The organism is Clostridioides sp. ZZV15-6598, from assembly GCF_020657705.1.
Lineage (GTDB): Bacteria > Bacillota > Clostridia > Peptostreptococcales > Peptostreptococcaceae > Clostridioides > Clostridioides difficile_F.
In genome coordinates this window covers 1-23,309 of sequence record NZ_JAGWCS010000060.1, presented here as the reverse complement: position 1 = coordinate 23,309, position 23,309 = coordinate 1, and the positions used below count along the sequence as shown (strand labels likewise).

The 23,309-nt window shown below is 30.1% G+C and carries 20 protein-coding genes; 3 read left to right on the top strand and 17 right to left on the bottom strand.

Features of this window, described 5'->3' with window-relative positions:
• The 3 genes from KGF50_RS12460 to KGF50_RS12450 all read left to right on the top strand — a co-directional run.
• Positions 1-1,515: sigma 54-interacting transcriptional regulator (locus KGF50_RS12460; protein ID WP_227848343.1), on the top strand; the 1,515-nt coding region annotated here is incomplete at its 5' end.
• Positions 1,516-1,883: 368 nt separating this feature from the next.
• Positions 1,884-3,104, top strand: coding sequence for a M20 family metallopeptidase (locus KGF50_RS12455; RefSeq protein WP_227848342.1), 1,221 nt, complete (start codon positions 1,884-1,886; stop codon positions 3,102-3,104).
• 48 nt (positions 3,105-3,152) lie between these two features.
• Positions 3,153-4,508 (top strand): APC family permease, encoded by a 1,356-nt coding sequence (locus tag KGF50_RS12450; protein WP_227848341.1) that lies wholly within the window; start codon positions 3,153-3,155, stop codon positions 4,506-4,508.
• 134 nt (positions 4,509-4,642) lie between these two features.
• Here the strand turns inward: KGF50_RS12450 and nhaC are convergent, their stop codons facing one another.
• The 17 genes from nhaC to KGF50_RS12365 all read right to left on the bottom strand — a co-directional run.
• Positions 4,643-6,064: a Na+/H+ antiporter NhaC gene (gene nhaC / locus KGF50_RS12445; protein WP_227848340.1), complete on the bottom strand. Its 1,422-nt coding sequence runs from the start codon at positions 6,062-6,064 to the stop codon at positions 4,643-4,645.
• Positions 6,065-6,093: 29 nt separating this feature from the next.
• A complete protein-coding gene (gene orr, locus KGF50_RS12440; protein ID WP_227848339.1) occupies positions 6,094-7,158 on the bottom strand; it encodes an ornithine racemase Orr in 1,065 nt (354 codons plus the stop codon).
• Complete coding sequence (locus tag KGF50_RS12435; RefSeq protein ID WP_227848338.1) at positions 7,143-8,552, bottom strand: GlmL-related ornithine degradation protein; 1,410 nt, start codon at positions 8,550-8,552, stop codon at positions 7,143-7,145. The genes orr and KGF50_RS12435 overlap by 16 nt, the downstream gene beginning before the upstream one ends.
• The gene (gene oraE, locus KGF50_RS12430; protein ID WP_227848337.1) at positions 8,552-10,756 is read right to left on the bottom strand and encodes a D-ornithine 4,5-aminomutase subunit OraE; all 2,205 of its coding nucleotides are present in this window, start codon (positions 10,754-10,756) and stop codon (positions 8,552-8,554) included. The genes KGF50_RS12435 and oraE overlap by 1 nt, the downstream gene beginning before the upstream one ends.
• Positions 10,750-11,124, bottom strand: coding sequence for an ornithine aminomutase subunit alpha (locus tag KGF50_RS12425; RefSeq protein WP_227848336.1), 375 nt, complete (start codon positions 11,122-11,124; stop codon positions 10,750-10,752). The genes oraE and KGF50_RS12425 overlap by 7 nt, the downstream gene beginning before the upstream one ends.
• A gap of 77 nt (positions 11,125-11,201) precedes the next feature.
• On the bottom strand, positions 11,202-12,632 hold the full coding sequence (ortB, locus tag KGF50_RS12420) for a 2-amino-4-oxopentanoate thiolase subunit OrtB (RefSeq protein WP_227848335.1): 1,431 nt from the start codon (positions 12,630-12,632) through the stop codon (positions 11,202-11,204).
• Entirely contained in the window at positions 12,625-12,933 is a 309-nt protein-coding gene (ortA, locus tag KGF50_RS12415) for a 2-amino-4-oxopentanoate thiolase subunit OrtA (RefSeq protein WP_054272397.1), read from the bottom strand. The genes ortB and ortA overlap by 8 nt, the downstream gene beginning before the upstream one ends.
• Positions 12,934-12,967: 34 nt before the next feature.
• Positions 12,968-14,035, bottom strand: a complete 1,068-nt coding sequence (gene ord, locus KGF50_RS12410; protein ID WP_227848334.1) for a 2,4-diaminopentanoate dehydrogenase — start codon at positions 14,033-14,035, stop codon at positions 12,968-12,970.
• Between the two features lie 215 nt (positions 14,036-14,250).
• Positions 14,251-15,624: a sigma 54-interacting transcriptional regulator gene (locus KGF50_RS12405; RefSeq protein ID WP_227848333.1), complete on the bottom strand. Its 1,374-nt coding sequence runs from the start codon at positions 15,622-15,624 to the stop codon at positions 14,251-14,253.
• 452 nt (positions 15,625-16,076) lie between these two features.
• On the bottom strand, positions 16,077-17,027 hold the full coding sequence (gene hpdA / locus KGF50_RS12400) for a 4-hydroxyphenylacetate decarboxylase activase (protein ID WP_227848332.1): 951 nt from the start codon (positions 17,025-17,027) through the stop codon (positions 16,077-16,079).
• The gene (hpdC, locus tag KGF50_RS12395; protein WP_227848331.1) at positions 17,020-17,277 is read right to left on the bottom strand and encodes a 4-hydroxyphenylacetate decarboxylase small subunit; all 258 of its coding nucleotides are present in this window, start codon (positions 17,275-17,277) and stop codon (positions 17,020-17,022) included. Before hpdC ends, hpdA begins: the two co-directional genes overlap by 8 nt.
• Before the next feature lie 3 nt (positions 17,278-17,280).
• Positions 17,281-19,989, bottom strand: a complete 2,709-nt coding sequence (gene hpdB, locus KGF50_RS12390) for a 4-hydroxyphenylacetate decarboxylase large subunit (protein ID WP_227848330.1) — start codon at positions 19,987-19,989, stop codon at positions 17,281-17,283.
• 209 nt (positions 19,990-20,198) lie between these two features.
• The gene (gene tsaD, locus KGF50_RS12385; RefSeq protein WP_227848344.1) at positions 20,199-21,215 is read right to left on the bottom strand and encodes a tRNA (adenosine(37)-N6)-threonylcarbamoyltransferase complex transferase subunit TsaD; all 1,017 of its coding nucleotides are present in this window, start codon (positions 21,213-21,215) and stop codon (positions 20,199-20,201) included.
• 5 nt (positions 21,216-21,220) lie between these two features.
• Positions 21,221-21,697 carry a ribosomal protein S18-alanine N-acetyltransferase gene (rimI, locus tag KGF50_RS12380; protein ID WP_227848329.1) on the bottom strand — a complete coding sequence of 159 codons (477 nt, stop codon included), beginning with the start codon at positions 21,695-21,697 and terminating at the stop codon, positions 21,221-21,223.
• Positions 21,687-22,403, bottom strand: a complete 717-nt coding sequence (tsaB, locus tag KGF50_RS12375) for a tRNA (adenosine(37)-N6)-threonylcarbamoyltransferase complex dimerization subunit type 1 TsaB (protein ID WP_227848328.1) — start codon at positions 22,401-22,403, stop codon at positions 21,687-21,689. Before tsaB ends, rimI begins: the two co-directional genes overlap by 11 nt.
• Positions 22,403-22,855, bottom strand: a complete 453-nt coding sequence (gene tsaE, locus KGF50_RS12370; protein ID WP_227848327.1) for a tRNA (adenosine(37)-N6)-threonylcarbamoyltransferase complex ATPase subunit type 1 TsaE — start codon at positions 22,853-22,855, stop codon at positions 22,403-22,405. Before tsaE ends, tsaB begins: the two co-directional genes overlap by 1 nt.
• Before the next feature lie 258 nt (positions 22,856-23,113).
• On the bottom strand, positions 23,114-23,309 hold a 196-nt coding region (locus KGF50_RS12365), incomplete at its 5' end, for a transposase (RefSeq protein WP_227848326.1).

Below are 23,309 nucleotides of genomic sequence, written 5' to 3'. Positions count from 1 at the left end.
ACCTTTATAGAAATAATAAACTTATTACAAATCGATTCAAAAGAAATACAATCTAATCTGGTTAAATACTCAGAAGAAATAATAAGTTTAGACACAGGTATAAAAGATAAATATAAGGAACTGTTTTTAAAGATAGAAGAATTAGATACAATACTGAACTTATCAAAAGATGGAATATTATTCACTTCAAAAGATGGTGTAATAAATACATATAATAGTAAAGTAAAAGACATCTTAAATATAAAAGAAGATATATATGGTAAACATATTGATAAAGTGTTTATAGATAGTTTAAAGGTTTTATTAAATGAAAAAGAGATATTGGACAAGGTTGTTATATTTGATAAAAAGTATATAAATGTAAATAAAAAAAACATATACAATAAAGATGAAAAAATGGGCACATATTACAGTTTACAAGAAATAACATACATAAAAAAGCTAGAACAAAATTTAACTAAAAAATTAAGAGAAAAAGGACAAATAGCAAAATATACATTCAGAGATATAAAAACAAATAGCCCAAAGATGCTTGAATGTATAGATTTAGCTAAAAAAGTTTCTAGATCTGATTTAAGTATACTTATTAGAGGTGAAAGTGGAACTGGTAAAGAACTCATCGCCCAATCTATACACAATAATTCAACTAGAAAAAATCAACCATTTATAGCAGTAAATTGTGCAGCTGTTCCTGAAAACTTACTAGAAAGTCAGTTATTTGGATATGATAAAGGCACTTTCACTGGTGGTCTAAAAGAAGGAAAACAAGGATTATTTGAACTAGCAAATAATGGGACTATATTCTTAGATGAAATTGGCGACATGCCCTTAGAACTACAAACAAAGCTACTTAGAGTTCTCCAAGAAAAACAGATAATGCCTGTTGGTTCTCATAATATAATAAATATAGATGTTAGAATCATATCAGCTACTAATAAAAACCTAGAACAAATGATTGATAATAGTAGATTTAGAGAGGATTTATATTATAGACTAAATACAATTCCAATAAATATTCCTCCTTTAAGGGAACGAAAAGAAGATATCTTAATTATTATGGAAGATTTAATTAATAAAAAGTTATTGATTACACCCGAAGCAAAAGAGCTTATACAAAACTATAAATGGAAAGGTAATATAAGAGAACTCCAAAATGTGACATCTTATTTAAATATTATGTGTGATGATATTGTACTTGAAAAAGACTTACCTCCAAACTTAAGGACTTTAGATAATAAGAATTCCCCATTAAAACTAAAATATAATAAAAATGATATTTTAAATATACTAGAAGTGTTAATTTTAAATAAAGAATCAGATGTTGGTATTGGTAGAGGATTAATTTTGCAGAGATTACTAGATAAAAATATTCAAATTACTGAAGGGAAAATTAAAAAAATATTTGAATATCTAAAAAAGGAAGAATTTATAATTTGTAATTCAGGAAGATATGGAAGCAAAATAACTCAAAAAGGAGAAAGCTTTTATAATAAATTAAAGCATGAAACTCTATAAGTATATCAACTATTAAATAAAAAATCTATTAGGGAATAATTTGTTTCCTTAGTAGATTTTTTTGTTTGCTAAATATATCAAAATTATAGTTTATTTTTATTTAGTTAATAGGAATTAATAGGAATAGGATAAACAAAAAATTTCCTATTTTATTTATAAATACATGTATACAGAATACTATCTATGCAAAGCAAGATTTTTTACTGAAAACTGCAATTATACATTCATTTTTATATTTTTTATCCAATTAAATGATTATTTGAATTCAATATTTTCACAAAACACAAAATTCTTTTTTTGAAAAAATATGGCATGATAATTGCTTAACTATATTAACAAAACAATAAAAAGCAATTGGAGGAATAAAAATGCAATCAGCTTTAAAATTAGAAAATCAAGTTAAAGAATTAGAAAAAGATTTTGTAATAGAAAGTTGTAATTCTATAAAACCTTGGTTAATAGATGTCAGAAGAGAATTACACAGAATTCCAGAATTAGCTCTTGAGGAAAATCTTACAAAACAAAAAGTCATTTCTTATTTAAAAGAAATAGGAATTGATTATATGGAATTTACAAAACACAATGGAATTATGGCATACATTTTAAAAGAGAATGCAGATAAAACTATTTGTATAAGAGCAGATATGGATGCACTTCCTATAGAAGAAGAAAACGATATACCTTACAAATCAATACATAATGGAAAAATGCACGCTTGTGGTCATGATGCGCATACAACAATGCTACTTGGAGCATGTAAAGTACTCTACTCAATGAAAGATAGTCTAAATGTAAATGTAAAATTCTTATTTCAACCAGCAGAAGAAGGTTTTGGTGGCGCAAAATTCTTAGTTGAAGATGGGTGTTTAGAAAACCCTAAAGCTGATTATATATTTGGGCTTCATGTTATGCCACACATTGAAACAGGATTTATTGAAACAAAATACGACACATTAAATGCAAGTGTTGATACTATAGAAATAAGTGTTAAAGGTAAAAGAGCTCATGGTGCATATCCTGAAAATGGTATTGATGCAATAGTCACAGCTTCACAAATTGTTACATCACTACAAACCATAATAAGTAGAAACCTAGAACCAAATAATGCTGCAGTTTTGACTATAGGCAAAATATATGGTGGTGATGCACATAATGTAATATGTGAAGATGTAAAATTAGAGGGTACATTGAGAACTTTAAATAGTGAGACAAGAGATTTTGTAATTAATAAGATTACTAAAATTGTTGAAGATACAGCATCTGCATTTGGATGTATTGGAACATTACACGTGAGTGACGAAAATTACCCTGCTGTTATAAATGAAAAGGAATTAGTAGACACTGTTATTTCAAGCACTAAGGAATTACTTGGAGAAGAAAAATTTATAATGAGAGCAAATCCTTCATTAGGAGGAGAAGATTTTTCTTTTTATACAGAACATTGCAAAGGAGCCTTCTTCCATTTAGGATGCAAAAATGAGGGAAAAGGACTAATTTCACCTCTTCATACCTCTAAATTTAATGTAGATGAGGATTGTCTACCAATAGGAGTTATGATGCATGTAATGAATACTTTATATTTTAATTAATATGGTAATTAATATGGTAATTAATAAAAGAATAGGAGATAAATTAATATGGAAAAAGCTAAAAAATTAGGGTTATTTAGTATGATATTATTAGGAATTAATAGCATAATAGGCTCAGGGATATTCTTACTACCAGGTAAAGTTTATAATCTAGCAAGCCAAAATAGTATATTTATATATATTTTGGCTACACTTCTAGTTTTATCAATACTTTTATGTTTTGCAGAAGCTGGAAGTATGTTTGACAAAAATGGAGGTGCATATTTATACTCCAAAAAAGCATTTGGTGATTTTATAGGTTTTGAAGTTGGTACTATGTCTTGGGTTATTAGAATCATATCATGGTCTACACTAGCAGTAGGTTTCGCAACAGCTTTAGGTGCATTTTGGCCAGAAGCCGCTACTGAATATAAAGGTTATATCGCAGTGACATTAGTGACATTGCTTTCAATAAACAGCTTATTTGGAATTAAAAGTACAAAGATAATGAATAATGTAATAACTATAGCTAAATTAGTACCATTAATAGTTTTTGTAATAGTTGGAATATTCTTTATAAAATTTGCTAATGTTGTTCCTTCAGGCAATGTTGTAAATTCTAGTATGGGACCAGCTATAATATTAGTATTTTATGCGTTTACTGGATTTGAATCATTCGTTGTGGCAAGTGGAGAAATGGATAATCCTAAAAAAAATCTTCCAATAGCATTAATAACTACAATATTTATATGTGCAATAATTTATATCTTAATTCAAGTTGTCTGTATGGGTATACTTGGAGATAAACTATTTGAAAATAGTATTCCAATCGCAGATGCTTCAAGCGCATTTTTAGGTAATTATGGTAAAGTATTTATATCTGTCGCAACATTAATATCTATATTTGGAATAAATATAGGTTCTTCAATAGTAACTCCTAAATGTGGCTCTGCTCTAGCAGAAGAAGGTTCTCTTCCAGCATTTATAGGAAAAACAAATAAATATGATGCTCCATATGTGGCAATAATAATGTCTTTAATCTTCTGTATACCACTTGTATTAACTGGAAGTTTTGAACAGCTTGCAGTAATGAGTGTAATTGCCAGATTTGCTCAATACATACCAACTTGTTTATCAGTAATAGTTTTAAGAAAAAGAGCAGATATTCAAGCTTCATTTAAGATTCCTTTTGGCCCTGTTATACCGACAGTAGCTATATTAGGTAGTTTATGGCTGTTACAACAAGCTTGGGTTGAAGATATGTCAAAACCTATAACTCAAAATAGAGTTTTGATAGGATTAGGAGCAATGTTATTGATAGCACCTCTATATGTACTTATGAAAAAAAACAAAAAAAATGAATCTGAGTGTAAAGATAAATCAGAAGATTCAAAATTATATATTCCAAGAGAAAAAATTCAGTAAGATTTTATAGATTACTTGTTATTCTTTTTCACTTTAATCTTATAAAAATAGCCAATAAAGACCTAAACTTTGTTATTTACACAAAATTTAGGTCTTTATTTTTTCTAATAAGTAACATATATTAAATACTATAATCAAATATCAAAATTCAAACAAGTTTCAGGTTCATCTTCTATTTTTGCTATTTTAAACTTGCATGCAATTAATGCTAGAGATACCAATGGATTTATAATATTTAGTAATGCATATGGACCATATGTTAATGCAGATACACCTAATGTTGCTGTTATATACGCTCCACATGTATTCCATGGCACCAATGGAGAACTTAAAGTTCCACTATCTTCTAAAGCTCTTGACAACATCTTAGGGTGTATACCTCTCTTTTTATATTCCTTATTATACATTCTTCCTGGTATAACTATAGATAGGTATTGTTCACCTGCTATTATGTTAGTAACCGTGCAAGTTACCATTGTACATAATACTGTTCCAAATACACCCTTTGCTAATCTTAGTAAAGAAGAAGCTACTGCTTCAAGCATACCTGTTTTTTCTAAAATACCTCCAAGAGATAAAGCACATATTGTTAAAGATACAGTAGACATCATATTCATAATCCCACCTTTAGACAATAAAGCATCTACCTCTTTTACTTGTGTTGATGAAACATATCCATTTTGTGCTGCGTCTAATATTACATTCATAGATTCTCCTTGGAAAACTACTGCAAACAATACTCCTAATACAGCACCTACTATAAGCCCTGGTATAGCAGGAACTTTAAATATAACTAATCCAATTACTATTGCTGGAGCTAATAATAATAATGGTGATAAGGTATTAAATGTAGAATCTAATGTAGACCTAATTAACTCTATTTGTTTTATGTCTAATGCTTGACCTGAATACTTCATTCCGATTACACCATAAATTACTAAACAAATTAATAATGATGGTATAGTTGAATATAGCATATATTTTATATGTGTAAACAAATCTGTTCCTGCCATAGCTGGAGCTAAGTTAGTCGTTTCAGATAAAGGTGATAGTTTATCTCCAAAGTAAGCTCCAGATATTATAGAACCCACTATTAATCCAGTTGGCATACCTAAACTTTGGCCAATTCCTAAAAGTGCTACACCTACTGTCCCCATTGTACTCCAAGATGAACCTGTTGCAAGAGATACTATTGAACAGACTAACGTTGATGCTACTAAAAAAATATTTGGTGATAAAATTTTTAGTCCCCAGTAAATCATACATGGAACTACTCCACTTACTATCCAAGTTCCTATAAGCACACCTATTATAATTATGATTAAAATTGCTTGCATTGCCATCTTTATACTATTAAACATACTTAATTCTAGGTCTTTCCATTTAAATCCAAGCCTATATACAGCTACAAGTCCCGCTACTGCTGCAGCTCCTATTAGTGGTACATGAGGTGACGAGCCATACATTAATACTCCTAAACTTAAAAATAATATCAAGCAAGTAATTGGTATCATTGCATCAAACAGATTTGCTTTTCTACATTCTCGCTCTTTCATAAAATAATTTCCTCCTAATTATTTGAACACTACACTATAATTTTTTTTGAAACATATTCGCTCGTACTAGATGACATGATACCTCCATAAGTTAATAAAAATTCTACATTGTCGCCTAATTTATAATCATATTTTGTATTACTTACATCTAATATCATGTGGTCTGAACTTGCCCCTAATATTTTTATATCAGTGTCTGTTGGAATTAAAGAGTCAATATTTATGTCCTGTTTACCTATGGCTATGATTGCCCTTTTTAAAATTCCCCTATCTTCATAAACAGGTTTATTTCTAAAAGCATCAACTCCTATTTCACCAATAGGAACTGATGGCTTTTCTTTACATTCAACTATTTGACATATTAATTTGAATACATCTTGATATGTTCCATTTATATTTTTACCGTATGCTGTTTCTCTACCAAGTAGAATAGATTCACCTATTCTCAAATTATTAATACCTTCTGGCATATTATTACTTGTCATTAAATGTATAGAACTTGAATTACCGCCTGATACTATTTCTAGATTTATTCCAAATTTACCTTCTATCTTTTGAGCTATACTTACTAGTCTACCTGTATTTTCTTTAGATGGTATAATAGCTCCATAACAAGTTAAGTTTGTAGCTATACCAATTATTTCAATATTTTTTAGTCTTACTATCTCTTTTACGCTATTAAATAGGTCTTCTTCATAAAAATATCCTTCTCGTAAATCTCCTAAGTCAAACATAAGAACTATCTTATGAATAATATTTTTACTTTCACATAACTCATTTAATTTTTTTATAGTTTCTAATTCTGAGTTAAAACTTATGTCACAATAATTGATAACTTCTTCTAGCTCACTTATCATGGGTATTCTAATCAACATTTTAGGTAAATTTATATTTTGTAATTTTTTTAAGTTTTGTATTCTTGAATCTGCTATATGTTCTATTCCTTCATTACATACTGATTCTACTATTTCTTTTCGTGCACAAAATGATTTAGTTACAAAAGATACTTTAATGTTTCTTTCATGACAACTCTGTAAAATTATTTTAGTATTATGTTTTAATTTTTCTATGTCTATTTCTAATCTAGGGTACATAATTTTTCCTCCTCGAAGTTCAAACTTTTTAATAGGAGCTTAAGAGATGCTTCTTCGTATTTTTTAGACAAAACACCCATAGAAGCCATAATATAGTCATTATCTATCAATATCTTTGTTTGTTCCCTTGGAAATAGTAATTCTTTATTTTTATTGTATTTAGTCATATCGTCTAATATTTTAATTCTACTAGGGAGCCTAGTAAGTGCTCCCCCTGTACCCACTATATACCTTACTTCTGTTAAATCTTTTCCTTCTGCAATTTTGGTTTTTCCAGTTGTTCCATAAATATTTCTTATTTTTCCTGAATGTCTTAACATAGCTTTAATAACAGCTTCTTTTGTCAATCTCTCCACAAATAATATTTCTTCTTTTGATTTTGGTATTGGCGGATAATTATCTATTACTTTATCAATATCTATAGATAATTCATTTTGTAAATTTTCTTTGCCTATAACTTCTACTATATTTTTCATATTTACATATACACCTAAATCTCCCTCAACACTTCTCTTAGCTACAGGTTCAGGATTAACTAATATTTTATTAATATAGTCACTTCCATCTGTAACAGAATGTACATCAGTAGTTGCTCCACCTACATCTATAGTTAATAAATCTCCAATATTTTTATATAATAGTTTAGAAGCTTCCATTACAGCCCCTGGAGTTGGAGTAATATTTTCATTAACCATTTCTTTAATATACTTCATTCCTGGTGCTGTAGTTATATGATCTTCAAACACTCCTTGGATGATTTTTCTTGTAGGTTCTATATTTAATAAATCTATTTTAGGGTACACATTTTCTGCTATATAAAGCTTATAATTTGTATCTTTAAATATTAACCTTACTTCCTCTTGATTTTCAATATTACCAGCATATATAACTGGTATACCTAAATTCATAGAAGCTATCATTTCTGCATTATAAATAGCTGTATCTCTTTCTCCGTAATCAACTCCACCAGCTATTAAAATTATATTTGGATTTATTTCTTTAATTTTACTTAAATCAGTTCTTTTAATTCTACCTGATGTTACTTGACGAATAACAGCTCCAGCTCCTAGAGCAGCTTCTTTAGCTGCTTTTACTGTCATATCATATACTAATCCATGAACAGTCATTTTTAATCCGCCAGCTGCACTAGAAGTTGCAAACATATCATTATACTCTACATTATCTACAGATAATTTATTAGCTAAATCTTTAATAGCACCTGATAAGCCATTCCTTACATCGCCACCTTCAAACACTGTTGTTGGAGCCTGACCTTGACCTAAAAATACAGGATTATCAGTATCAATATTATGGAAAGCGTTTACCACAGTAGTAGTGCTTCCAATTTCGGCTACCAACACATCTATTTTTAAAGAAACTTTTTTATTCTTCATTATTTATTATTCATTTCTCTTCTTTTTTCGACCAAGAAAGTGGCTACATTTATACCTTTGCTGTTTCTTCCAAATCCAGCATCTATTCCTTGTTCAACGGCTATTTCAGGTGTTACTTGTGTTCCTCCACAAGCAATCATTACTTTATCTCTCATACCTTTTTCTACACAATAATCGTGTAATTTCTTCATATTTTTATAATGAATATCATCATGACTTATTATTGTAGATGCAAGTATTGCATCTGCATTTAGCTCTATTGCTGCATCTACTAATTTTTCTACAGGTACAGAAGTCCCCAAGTAATGGCATTCTATACCATATTTTTCAATACCACCATGTTTTATATCTATTATTTCCCTTAGACCAACTGAATGTTCATCTTCGCCAACTGTAGCTGAAACTATTTTCATAGGTTTTTCTTCTATATCAGCTCTTATTTCTTCATCAGTTAGTACTTTAGGTTCTTCTGGTATTACTAAGTCATTTAAATCTATATCAAATGCAACTCTTCCCTTTACTTCTATCCTAGTGCCTTCAGATTCATGCATAACTTCTCTACTTATAACCTCAACTTCTTGTAAATTCATTTTTTTGACAAATTCCAAAGCTGCAAACTCAGCTGTTCTTTTATCGGTAGGAAGCATCATTGTTATCATTACAATTCCATCTGCACACCATTCCATTTCAGGCTTGATTTTAGTTCCACTTCTGTATTCCTCTGATTCTTTTAGTCTATTTTCCACATTATCAAAATCATCAAGTTCATCGATATATATTATTTTGTCTGGATTTTCAAATGTACATCCATCTATTAATATTGATGGATTATCTATAGCTTTTTCATCGTATTGAGCTACATTATTGTATCCAAAGTGAGCAGTTACAGGTGCTAAATAATCTTCATCTCTTCCATAAACAGTACCTTCACCAACTCCGCCTTTTATTTTTCTAGATATTCCATCACCATTTCTTTCTGGATAATTTCCTGAGTCAACGAAGAATCCTTGTTCTACAGATTCAAAATATCCACCAACTTCAAAGATTTCTTCCATATATAATACAGCTCTTTCTTTAAGCTCTCTTGCTTTGTATCTTAATTCGCCAACATCTTTAAGTTCTATCATATCCATAAGACCATCCATACCAACTAAAGCTTGCTTTGCTGTATCACAGGCTTCTATGTTGTATATATGCCAAGGTACATTTCTACCTTCATCAGGTGTTATAGTTGATTGTATGTCAGCTCTAGTTAAGACTGATGTTAATAAATTTAATACATGAGTAACTGTTGCTTCTCTAGTTGACGATTCCATATATTTAGTATTCATTTGAGCTCTCATCTTATAATCGCTAAATAATTCCCTAAGTGCAACAGCATAAGGTAAGTCTATTCTTAAACATGGTGCTGGAGGTGCTGTTGGTGGAACTGTTGATAAGCATATATTACTTTTATCTATTCCTATTTTTTCTGAGAATATAGAATTTAAAGCGTGTTGAACCATAAGTTCAGGCATTACCTTCCATGCTTCTCTAGCAGTAGCATTAGCATTATGTGCTCCATCTATTTGAGCTATATTAGCAAAAGCCATTATTTGTTTAGCTTCACAAGCATCTACAAAAGATCTTACCATGTTTATATTTCTATATAGAACATTATATTGTGGGTCTTGATGTGCTCCATTGACCCCTTCTTCAGCAAACATTACTGCCACTTCAGGACCCGCAACACCACTTACATATGAATGGTAATTAATAGGTCTACCAACTTCTTCTTCTATAAAGTCAAGAGCTTTTCTCTGAGCTCTTACTTGTTTTCTTGTTATTGGAACGCCACCTATACCTTGAGGAGTGCCTTCTATAAGTCCGTCAAAATGTGATTGTCCCGCAGTTCTAATGACCATTAAGTGGTCAGCGCCATGATGAGCTGCCATCCTCATTCTTCTTATATCATCTTCAAATCTACCAGATGCTATTTCAGTAGTAATAACTGGGCTTGGTTGAGGGTCTATATTATTGAAATACTTAGATGATGGTAACCCTACACTCTTATTTAAAGGTTTTGTACAGTCTTTATATTCAAAAGGTCCCATTTCAAGATTTTCCAAATGCTCTCTCCAAACCCAACCTCTTCTTTTTGGTTTATATTTATCCAAATCTTTTAATATATAGTCTATATCTAATTTTTTATTTTCCTTTAACATGATTCTACCCCTTCTCTAAATAAACATGTAACTTCATCCCAATATTCACCATTAACTAATAATAAACCAGCTTCTCTAACCGATATATTTTTAGATTTAGCAAACCTATAAACTACATGCCCTGCGCCCTTACTTATAAGACCTCTTTCCATAACACCTTCTAAAATAGGTTTTACCTCAAGAGAAGAAAATCCCATCCTTAACAAAACAGACCTTTCTATTGATGGTGTTGTGTTCTTTTTGCCAAGGTCTATCATTGGTTCTACTATCTGAGTAGCTAAACTCCAAAATCTTTCTTTTAACTCATCATCGCTCAATTTCTGAAGATGTTTTCTTCTAACCTCAAAATCATCCTCTCTTTTTTTCATCAACATTCCCCCATTCATATCAATTTAAGTGAATTTTCCAACTATTTATTTCATGTTAAATTAAAAAATAGTAATTATTATAAATTATCTAACGTATCAATAACAAAATCTCTTGAACTTTTTACTTCTTTCATCAGAAACTCTATATCTTCATTACTTAGACTATTAACATCCTCAATACCATTATGAGATATGCAATTTTTTATAAATGATTTTCTTATTTTATTCATATCTATATCAACACATTTTAATAATTCTGGTCTTTCTGGTAATATTAAGTTTACTCCTGCAATTTCTTCTCCTGGATTTCCAAATTTTATATCTATTCCATTTTCTCTTGCAAAAGTAAGTTGTGGACATATGTGTTTACCTGCACCTGTATACTCTGTCTCTTGTACTACTACAACTTTATCTTCATCTAATTCTTGTGCTAAAGAGAATGCTGCTGCTAAAGATGTATTACCAGCAGGGCCTCTTTCTATACCTTCTAACTGTGCTAATAATTCAGTTGTATAGAAAACTTCTCCTTGTTTTACTAACACATATCTGTCCATATATCTAAGTGGCCTAGCTGCTGATCTAGGTACATCTGACCTATCAGGCCATGTACAGAATGGTATACCAAAACCTGTATGCCCTGTTGTAAATGATTTTTTATTAAATTGATTATCACTAGCCATGTGTAATCCTTTTAAATCAACACTCGCTCCTACTACTTTAGTATTAAGAGAACCAGCTTTTATTAGACCCCTTGCAGTTCCAGTAAGATTACCTCCACCTGCATTTGTACAAACAACTACATCTGGGTCTTTTTTATATTTTTCTCTAAATTGAATAGCTAACTCATATCCTAAAGTTTCTACACCTGCAATGCCAAATGGTGAATATAATGATGCATTAAAATAACCTGTTTCTTCTAATAAAACTAAGAATGTATAAAATAATTCTGGTCCAACAGTTAATTGAACAACTTCTGCTCCATAGGCTTCACATTTTCTTGCTTTCTCTATAATTTCAGGTTGACCTACACCATTAGAATCATAACATTCTTGGACTATTATACATTTTAACCCCTGCATTGCTGCTTGAGATGCTACAGCTGCCCCATAGTTACCACTAGTAGCTGCTATTACACCTTTATATCCCATTTTTTTAGCATGGTATACTGCAGTAGCTGCTCTTCTTGCTTTAAAGCTACCAGATGCATTCATTGCTTCATCTTTTACAAATATTCTAGCACCTTTACCTTCTGGGGCACATTTTCTAGCTAACTTAGTCAAGTTTTTAAGTTCTATTATAGGAGTATTTCCAACAGCATATTGTGATTGAATTGCTTCTATATCTTGTAATGTATATCCTGTTTCACCCATCATTTTTTCATAATCAAATCCTATTCCTTCTTGTTCAAAAGATGAGTAATCCAATCCAATTGCATTTTTCATTATTTCATTATTTCTTCCCATGACAGCTTGATACCTCATATCTTTCATTGATGCTGAATTATTCATTATACACACCTCCAAATAATATTTCTTTAGCCTGTATTCCTATTTGGAGTAACTCTGGTATACATTTACCATAATCATGAGTATAATATGGATTTACTTTAAGTAAATTACCTTTTACAAGTCTACCTGTAATTGTTTTAACTTCTACTAAATCACCTATAGAGGCATCATTTTGTATAAACCCTTTAACCCACATTTCTAAGGATACTTTCTTAGTATCCTCTGGAACTTGTGGGGCTCTTTCTTCTGGAGTCAACACTATATTGTGTATAATAACCCAATCATTAATTTTAGCATCCATTTTTTCATCCCCTTATCAACTAACTGTTATTTTATTAATTTGCTTTTGACTCTTCTTCTAACTCAACTTCTATCTGATTTCTTATATCTCCCATTATTGCTCTAGGTACTGGTATATCCAACATAGTTTTAAGACCTGGTCTAGCATTTATTATTAATGGAATAGAGTTTACTATCATTGCATAAGTACCTACTCCTCCAGGTATTTCAGGATTTATTTGTAAATCAATATTTGGTATCCCTTTTATTGAGACATAGTCTCCTGTTTTAATGCCTTCTACTTCAGGTATTATCTGTTGTGGATGCTCCATTTCAATTAAAATATCTCCGTTTACATATCCATATCCACATTGTCTACAACCAGCAACATTTCCAGCTAGTGCCTCTCCATACTTAGATTTTCTATCTACTGTAGTCATTATTGGTTCTTTTGTTTGTTCTATCTTATCTAGCTTCCATCCTAATCCATCAGCTATCATATTTATTGATTCTACAAATCCTACATGACCTGCTATAGTATGATTTTCTACACCTTTTATGAACTCTTCTTTTGTTACACCAACACCTTGCTCTACCATAACAGACTTTCCAAATGGTGATAAATCATTTACTCTCTTAGCTTTTATACTATTAACTTCCTCACAAGTACCTGAAAGTGCTAATACTAATAAATCTAATACAAACCCTGGATTTATTCCTGTTCCAAGTATACTTACTCCATTTTCTTTTGCAACTTCATCCATTTTCTTAGCCAAATCTGCATCATCAGCTTGTGGATATGCCATTTGTTCTGCTGTTGATATAACATTTATTTTTCTATTTAATAAGAACATTATTTTATCAAAAGCCTTTTTAGTAAATGAATCAGTTGCTAATAAAACAACATCTGCACTTTTTTCTTTAAAAACTTCTTCATAATTTCCATTGATAATAACTTCTGCTCTTTCTCCTCTTTCAATCCCTAGGACATCATACATACTTTTACCTGAAGTACTTCTACTGCAAACAGATACTATTTCTATACCTTCTTTTTTTAAAATCATATTAGCCATACCTATCCCCATAGCTCCAAATCCCCATATTCCAACTCTTACTTTTCTCATATCTGTATCCTCCTAAAAATTTATATATTCTTAATAATTAGTTAAAGCATAAATCGTGCCAACTTCAAACTGAAAATAAATATTTATTAGAACGTTGAAACTATAATTATCTTGTTGTATATTTTCATAAATAAAAAATAATATTTTTTCTGAGAAATAAAAAAGAGCAAAAAATTTTGCTCTTTTATAATAATTTTGCTCCTTTATTTTGCTCTTTATAATATTTTAATATTGTATTTTTTCATTTTATACTGTAAATTCTGCCTATTCAGTCCTAAAATTGATGCTGCCTTAGTTATATTATAAGATGTCTTTTCTAATGATTCATATATATATTTCTCTTCTATCTCACTAATAATATTATTAAGTGTCTTATTTTCTAAATCATTTAAAGAATAATTATTATCCTCTTTATTCTCTTTAAGATTGTAATAGTCATTTAAATTAATCATGCTTGTTTCTATTTGTCTCTCGTCTTCCATCATACTCATAGTACAATAAATTATGTTTTCTAGTTCTCTTATGTTACCTTGCCAGTTATAATTTTTTAAAATTCTGATAGCTTCATCTGAAATATCTACTACTTTTTTATTTAACTTTTTATTATACTTTGAAATAAATTTTTTGCATAATACAGATATATCCTCTTTTCTATCTCTAAGTGGAGGAATTTTTATATGTATTATGTTAAGCCTATAATATAAATCCGTTCTCATTTTATTCTCATTTAAAATAACTCTCGGACTTTCATTTGTTGTAGCAATAATTCTTACATCAACAGGTATATCCTTAGTCCCTCCAACTCTTCTTACATAACCTTCTTGTAAAACCCTTAGTAATTTAGCCTGTAATATAATAGGCATGGAGTTTATTTCATCTAATAATAATGTTCCTTTGTTAGCTTGTTCAAATAAACCAGGCCTATCTATTGCCCCTGTAAATCCTCCCTTAGCAGTTCCAAAGAGAATTCCTTCGAATAGTGATTCTGGTAAAGCTGCACAATTTTGTGCTATGAATGGATAGTTTTTTCTACTACTTCCATAGTGAATGGACTGGCTAAATAACTCTTTGCCTGTCCCAGTTTCACCATATATAAATACTGAGGCATCAGACTTGCAAGCTTTCTTAGATTTTGCTATTGCCTCTTTGATCAAATTACTTTCTCCTAAAATATCATCAAATTCATATCCATTTTTTGCTTTATTATTAACTTTATTAACTAAATTCTTTTTATAGCTTCTGTTTAGTAAATTTTCTATAGTTGTCATATTCTTTGATATTTCAAGTGCCCCTACAAATTCTCCTTTAATATCAATTGGTATTGTAGTATTGATTGCTGTTATTTCTTTTCCATTCTTATCTAGATATTTTTGAATATTGTCTTTAATGATTTCTCTTTTTTCCAAAACTTCTACTAGTGTACTTCTATTTATTTTCATTTTGCTGACTATATCAAAAAATGAATTCGTTAAAATATCATGTCTATTCATTTTTTCCATTTTTTGTACAGAATCATTGTAGATTATAGTTTTCCCTTCTTTATTAACAAAATGTACCCCTTCATCAATATTTTCTAATATTTCATTCATTACTTTAAAAAATATTTCTTGGTTCAACTATATCACCCCAGTACCTAAATATATAACAACCCAAAAATAAGTAAAATATTTCTACATATTTATCTTATCACATATTTATGATATTTTTTATGTCCATTATATTTTTAATTAATACTGGATGAACTACATAGTAGAGTATGAATAGTAATTGTTATATTCTTAGTATTTTCCCTTTTCTTGGTATTTACCTATTAAAAAAATATTCTAAATATATTATTTATACTCAAGTATTATCTGAAAAAAAGTATTTCTATACGTTTATTCGCCATACATATTTTTAACTTAAAATATAAACTTTATATAAAACAAGTTAAAATGTACTTAATTAAGATACATAAAAAGGAGCTATCACAGTATAAGTTTAATTTACTCATGTGATAACCCCTTCTACAAACTAATATTTTATTTTATGATATTTATTTCTAAAAAGCAGTCTCATGTCCAACATAACAGGCTATGCCATTATCTAAAAATATGTCCTGTAATTCTTCAAGATGCTCTTCATCAACATCACCTTTATCAGAATACTCATATTCTTTACCCAATTGAATCCACTTTGACTCTCCTAGCCTATGAAATGGTAACAGATTAATTTCTACTAAATTATTTTTATGCATAAAAGATATAATATCATTTATATTTTCCATACTATCATTAAACCCTGAAATAACTGGTACTCTAAGTACTAATCTTCCACCCCAACCAGAGTTTACAAGATTTGATATGTTTTCTAATACTAAATCATTATACACACCTGTTTGTTCCTTATGTTTTTCTCTATCCATATGCTTTATATCAATAAACGCAAAGTCGATATCCTCAAATATCTTATTAAAAATTTCATTCGAAACACATGCACTCGTTTCAATAGCAGTGTGCACATTTGTTTCATGACATCTTAATAGCACTTCATGTAAAAATTCATGTTGAAGTAGTGGTTCTCCTCCACTAAATGTTACTCCTCCATTACTTCTCCAGTTATTAGAATCACGCTTAATCACCTTTACAAGCTCATCTACCGTATATGGCTTTGCACATAATTTAAACGCATTATAATAACACGAATTGACACATTCAAAACTCTCACAACTCTTACATATGCCCCAATCTATGACTGGCTTATTATCAAGGTCAAAACTCAATGCACCGTTTTTACATTTACCATGACATACAGTACATCCATTTTCATATTGACAAGACAACTCACTAAACATCATATGTGGTCTAACAGTCCAACTTTCAGGATTTGCACACCACTTACAACTAAGTGGACATCCATTTAAAAATACAGTTGTTCTACAACCTGGTCCATCATGAACTGAAAAGCTTTGTATATCAAAAATCATTCCTTCTAATTGGCTTTGACTATTCATTAAACACATGCCCTTCACAAGTAATTGCGTTTAATGTTGAGTATACCCAATCTTCATTTTCTAGCCCAACACATTTACCTATACCTTCATCATTAGCGTTAACAAAATTTTTACAATTTTTACATCTTGGCATTACTTTTATTTCTGAACATGCTTCATCATCTAAATTAATCATTTGTTTTGATAATCTACAAATCCCTTTAGTGGCGTCTACTGCGCAAAAATTCATACAATCACTATGTTTTCTCATATTTTACACCCCTTCATACTCTGTTCTAGCAATTACTTCATCTTGTATTGGTTTACCTAACTCACACCAATATTGAGTAAATCCAGCAACACGTACCATTAGTTGACGATAATTGTCAGGATTCTTTTGTGCATCTTTTAAAGTTTCTGAGTCCACAACATTGTATTGAATATGGAATCCACCTTTTCTTAAATAACTTCTTGTTAAATCTAATAGTTTCTTTGTACCTTGTTGTCCTCTAATAGTTGTTGGATGAAGTTTTAAATTCATTTGAGAATTTTGAACTACTGCTTGGTCCCAAATAGTTGCAGATTCAAATAATGCATACACACCATTTTTATCTGTTCCTGCATATGCAGAGACTGAACCATCTGAGTATGTTGTTCCACTTAATCTACCATCTGGAGTAGCTAAAGTGGCAGCTCCTTGTGGTCCATGTGTAGATACAGAAATTTGACAAGGATACATTTTTTTAGCATATAAAGATTGTGCTTCTTCACACACTTTTGATAACCATATTTCATAATTTTTAAGTATTGTATCTGCATACAAATCATTGTTTCCATATTTAGGTGCATCAAGACAGGCCTTATAAATAGCATCATATTTGCCAGTCTTATCTACTTTTACTTGGTCTGCCATAGAATAATTTCCAACTTCTAATGCGTCTTTAAATCCAAAATTATTTAATACAGCATCCTTCATTTCTTCAACTGTAAAAGCTTTGTCATCATATACAAGTTTTTTAAGTGCAGCAAATGAGTTAACCATAGTAACAGTTCCACAAGTTTCTACATTTAATGTTGCATTATAACGATATCCCATATTTCCTATATGTTGACCTTTATCTAAACAGTCTGGTTTTAATAGGGAATTTATTATAGAAGTATCAAACTTTCTCCATATATCTAACTCAATGTTATTTGCTCTCTCAAGAACATTTATTGCTTGTTTATAATAGTCTTTAAATACTTCTACAACTTCTTCATAAGTATCTAATGACTTGTTATGAGGTTCAAATACTTGTATATTCATACGATGGTCTTTACCATTCATAAGAACAAGCTCTAATATTTTAGGATTGGCAATAAAGTGAACCCCAGAACCAGCAGATTGTCCTGCTCCACCTGCAATAGAATATGTCTTTCCATTTAAAGTCAGTTGTTTCCAGCATCCTGGAGATGTTTCTAGACATCCACCTAATGCAAATGCTCTAGCTTCTTCAACAGTCATCCCTTCATCAGCAAATTGCTTCATCATAAATGTTGTCCCATTTGAATTGTTTACCCATGCTGGATAACCAGAACCAAGCTTTGTACATTCAACAGCTTTCATTAAAAAATCTTCTGGAAGTTTTTCATCATATAACATAGTTAAGCTAGGTTGAGGAGTTCTACATCTCATACTTGCCTCTAATAATAATTCTTCTAACTCATTAGCTCCTGTAGAACCATCTTCTCTTAATCCGCCTATAGATAAAGTATTAAATGTATTTCCTGATAATACTCCTCCATTTACACCTGCTGAGGCAAAACAGTCAATACAAGTAATTTTTATTCTGTAAAGTTCTAATAATTCAATAACTTCTTCTTTTGTAATTAATCCTTTTTCCATATCTTGTTCATACCAAGGATATAAAATTTGACCAAAACGACCTATAGACATACCTGATATAGCATCTTCATTTACTGATGCTATATGGATTGTATAAGTCAATTGAAGAGCTTCTCTAAATGTACGAGGTTGTTTATGTGCAATATGTTCTAATATCTCTACTAAATCTGAATATTCTTTTTTTGCTTCTAAATCTGTTTCTATACTTTCTAAATACTTTGCATGTTTTGCATAGTTTAAAATCCAAGCTTGTAACCCTTCAATAACTTGAATAACAGCTTCGTAAAAATATAGACGATCCATTCCGATAAGACCATCTCCAGATGCATTTCCTGCAACTGCTTTTTTACATTCTTTTGCCATTTCTATAATTCCATCTAATCCATAATTTAAAGGATAAAAATAGTTTATAACTTCTCTACCTTGAGGAAGTGTATACCCTGAATCAAACATGCATATAAGTGTACTCATTAAATTTTCTTTTAAATCATAGTCTGGCATCATCTTTTCATAGTGAAAGCCTAAATCTTCAACTGATTTTCCAACCCATTCTTTTGCCATTTTTACAAGAACAGGAACTTCTTCTTTTCTCATTCCAAATTTACCAGCTATTGAAACGACATTTCCAAAACTTTCAGTTACATTTCCTCCACCAGAACCAAATTTTGTAAGCTCATCTGCTGTATTACTAGCTAACTTCTTTACTTCTTCTTTCATTTGTTCTCCTTGAGCAACAAAGAAACTTTCACTTACCCAAGGCATTGGGAAAGAACCTCTATAATGACGTGTCTTTTGCATTACTATCTTCTCGCCAGGTATTATATTTGGTGTCATATGAGAAAAAGCAGCTTTAAGAGCTTTAGCTCTTCTAACTACTGCTATATCACCATCTGATTTTCTATATTCTCTATTGTACCAATATGGAAATTCCATATCAGCTGTAGACAATGTATTATAATATACATTCAATAAATCATCTGCTCTTTTACTTGCTTTTTTTTCACTAAGTTCATCTAAATTTTCTTGATTTTGAAAATTTGATTTAATATTTTTTGCTTCTAAAATACTTCTTATTTTATCTTCTTTACTTTGACTCATTTCTTCCCCTCCTTAAACTTTCTACACTTAGTATAAAACTTTTTAAGAATGAAAAAAAAGAGTCTATTACCCACTTTCTAAAATAATCTTTCTACAAAAAAATAAAACTTAAAATAAATTAGACCATAAGTTCACCTTATATTAAAAAAACCTCGTGATTTATTAGAATATAAAGATTGTCTATGGTCTTGTTTTAAGCTTAGTTTATATTACTGGTTTATTTTAAGATTTGGAACTGCATTTAAACTCATATCATGCGTTTTATTGTTTATGAAATTATAATATCCTGCACAACCTATCATAGCAGCATTATCTGTGCATAAAATTAAAGGAGGATATTTAACTATAATTCCACTATCTTTTGCAAGTTCTGTTATTTTAGCTCTAAGGCCAGAGTTAGAGGCAACTCCACCAGAAAGAGTTATAACATCATAACCTTTATCTTTTGTCGCCTTTAATGCTTTAGTAGCTAAAACTTCAACTACAGCCTCCTGAAAAGATGCAGCAACATCTTCAACTACTATTTCTTCGTTTTTCATCCTTTTGCCATTTAAATAATTCAATACAGAAGATTTTAGACCACTAAAACTAAAGTCATAGCTATTCTCTTCTAAATAAGCTCTTGGAAATTCTATAGCATGCTTATTCCCCTTTTTAGCTAAATTATCAATAATAGGCCCTCCCGGGTAACCCAAATTCATAGCCCTTGAAATCTTATCGAAGGCTTCTCCAGACGCATCATCTCTCGTCTTTCCTAAGATTTCATATTTACCATAATCTTTGACTTCGACTAAGTGAGTATGACCTCCAGATACTATTAATGTTATAAAAGGAGGTTTTAAATCTTTATGCTCTATATAGTTTGCACTTAGATGTCCCTCAATATGATTTACTCCTACAAGAGGAATATCCAATGTATATGCAAGTGCTTTAGCATAAGATAATCCTACTAATAAAGCCCCTACTAGCCCTGGACCATATGTAACTGCAATATGGTCTATATCATTAAATCCTATATTTGCCTTATCTAAAGCTTCTTGAACAACTATATCAATATTCTCCACATGTTTTCTTGAAGCCACCTCTGGTACTACACCACCAAACTTTTTATGTGTTTCTATTTGAGTAGAGATTATGTTTGAAAGCACTTCTCTACCATTTTTTAAAACTGATGCAGCTGTTTCATCACAACTACTTTCTATAGCCAATGTTATTATATCACCCATAAACTCTACACCTCTTTTAATTGGTTCCACATTATAATTGCATCTTCTTTATTATCACTGTAGTATTCTTTTCTGATTCCACCCATTTTAAATCCATATTTTCTATATAGATTTTGTGCTACTTTATTTGATGCTCTAACTTCTAATGTCATAGATGCAATATTATTATCTTTACATAAATCAACTAATCTTTTTATTAACTTATCTCCTATTTTTTTGCCTCTATAGTCACTATGAACAGCCACATTATTTATATGACCTTCATCAATTATAAGCCAAATTCCAACATATCCAACTACTTTTCCATCTAGCTTTGCTACTATATACTTTGCAACTTCATTAGATAACTCTTTTCTAAAAGATTCTTTTGACCAATAATCTTCAAAACAATTTTTTTCTACTTCAAAAACTTCATCTATATCTTTAATAGTCATTTCTTCTATTTTTACATCATCTATTGTTTGTTTTGTATTATCTTTCATTATTTATCCTCTTCATTTTTTCGTCATATTGTACTTCAGCCTGAGATTTTCTGATATACATAGGATTTATTGTATAACAAGTATGTACATCTATATTTTTACTATATTTATTTAATGCTACAGAACATAAGCTTCCTGCTTTAGACACATTATGAGCTGGTGAAGGTATCTTTATATTTTTTATGTTTTCTAACTCATCCTTATATTTATAAACTGCTTCTCCAACTATTATAAATTCTTCATTACTTGATTTAATTTCTTTTAGCAAAGTTTCAAATTCTACAACATCAACACTATCTAACTCTATTAACTCTCCATCTTCAAACTTATATTTAGCTGAATAAACCTGATTTTTTTGTGCATCTAATATAGAGCATATTTTTCTTTCACATAAATTCATATTACCTGCTAAAGATTCTAAAGAATTTACTGCTATTATTGGTAGGTTATTTACATGGGCTATAGCTTTTACTGTAGCCATACCTATTCTAAGACCTGTAAATGAACCAGGTCCTATACATATAGCTAACAAATCCATCTCTTTTATGTTTAAATCACTCATATCCAACATATTTTCTATCATTGGCATAAGCTTTTGTGAATGAGTTTTTTTGTTATTTACTGTAAACTCACAGATTAAATTATCATCTTCAACAACTGCTACACTTGCTGCCATAGAAGATGTATCTATACCTAATATCTTCATTATTTAATCAACTCCTCAACTATACCTTTATAATAATCTCCTTTTGGAGTTAATATCATTTCTCTTCCTTCATCTTTATATCTTAATTCTATGTTTAAATATTCTTTTGGAAGTATATCTTCTATTAAATTGGCCCATTCGATTATACAGATTCCATTTGAATTTATATATTCATCATATCCAATATCATACATTTCATCACTACTACCAATTCTATAAACATCAAAATGATACAAAGGTATTTTTCCTTCATACTCGTTTATTATAGTAAAAGTTGGGCTTGTTATATAATCATTTATACCTAATGAGTCTGCTAAGCTTTGTGTCATTGTGGTCTTCCCAGCTCCTAAATCCCCCACTAAACAAATTACACTACCTTCTTTTAATAATTTACCTAATTTATGTCCTATTTCTCTAGTTTTACTTTCATTTTCTAAATATATTTTTGCCATTAATTCATCTCCATCTTGATATAATCGTCGTGTGAATTTATATCACTGCTTAATTAATTATAGTATAAGCCCCAACTATTATAAAGTACTTCTATTTATCTTTTTTGTTTATCTTTCAATATTGATGATTCTCTGAACCTCCCATGACTAAAGTCACAGGGTTCCTGCTTCATAGAATTTTGCATACTAAAATATGTCTTACCAATTCTCCACAGGCTATCCCCATAGTTCCTACGGTTCTTACATAAGTTATCTATTTTAAACTGTTATTAGTCTTAATCCTTCTTTTAGTATATTTATACTTGCATTTATATCTCTATCGTGAGTTACATTACAACAAGGGCAAATCCATTCTCTTATATTTAAATTCTTAATTTCCTCGTTTTTATACCCACATTTATTGCATATTTGTGAACTTGCAAAGAATTTACCTACCTTTACAATTTGTCTACCA

Coding starts and splice junctions, on each gene's coding strand:
- ord (WP_227848334.1), bottom strand. CDS start 14,035: ATGAGAAAAGTAAGAGTTGGAATATGGGGATTTGGAGCTATGGGGATA.
- KGF50_RS12435 (WP_227848338.1), bottom strand. CDS start 8,552: ATGAAGAATAAAAAAGTTTCTTTAAAAATAGATGTGTTGGTAGCCGAA.
- KGF50_RS12450 (WP_227848341.1), top strand. CDS start 3,153: ATGGAAAAAGCTAAAAAATTAGGGTTATTTAGTATGATATTATTAGGA.
- hpdB (WP_227848330.1), bottom strand. CDS start 19,989: ATGAGTCAAAGTAAAGAAGATAAAATAAGAAGTATTTTAGAAGCAAAA.
- oraE (WP_227848337.1), bottom strand. CDS start 10,756: ATGTTAAAGGAAAATAAAAAATTAGATATAGACTATATATTAAAAGAT.
- nhaC (WP_227848340.1), bottom strand. CDS start 6,064: ATGAAAGAGCGAGAATGTAGAAAAGCAAATCTGTTTGATGCAATGATA.
- tsaB (WP_227848328.1), bottom strand. CDS start 22,403: ATGAAGATATTAGGTATAGATACATCTTCTATGGCAGCAAGTGTAGCA.
- tsaD (WP_227848344.1), bottom strand. CDS start 21,215: ATGGGTGATATAATAACATTGGCTATAGAAAGTAGTTGTGATGAAACA.
- ortA (WP_054272397.1), bottom strand. CDS start 12,933: ATGGATGCTAAAATTAATGATTGGGTTATTATACACAATATAGTGTTG.
- hpdC (WP_227848331.1), bottom strand. CDS start 17,277: ATGAGAAAACATAGTGATTGTATGAATTTTTGCGCAGTAGACGCCACT.
- orr (WP_227848339.1), bottom strand. CDS start 7,158: ATGTACCCTAGATTAGAAATAGACATAGAAAAATTAAAACATAATACT.
- tsaE (WP_227848327.1), bottom strand. CDS start 22,855: ATGGCAAAAATATATTTAGAAAATGAAAGTAAAACTAGAGAAATAGGA.
- KGF50_RS12455 (WP_227848342.1), top strand. CDS start 1,884: ATGCAATCAGCTTTAAAATTAGAAAATCAAGTTAAAGAATTAGAAAAA.
- KGF50_RS12425 (WP_227848336.1), bottom strand. CDS start 11,124: ATGAAAAAAAGAGAGGATGATTTTGAGGTTAGAAGAAAACATCTTCAG.
- ortB (WP_227848335.1), bottom strand. CDS start 12,632: ATGAATAATTCAGCATCAATGAAAGATATGAGGTATCAAGCTGTCATG.
- hpdA (WP_227848332.1), bottom strand. CDS start 17,027: ATGAATAGTCAAAGCCAATTAGAAGGAATGATTTTTGATATACAAAGC.
- rimI (WP_227848329.1), bottom strand. CDS start 21,697: ATGAAAGATAATACAAAACAAACAATAGATGATGTAAAAATAGAAGAA.
- KGF50_RS12405 (WP_227848333.1), bottom strand. CDS start 15,624: ATGAATGAAATATTAGAAAATATTGATGAAGGGGTACATTTTGTTAAT.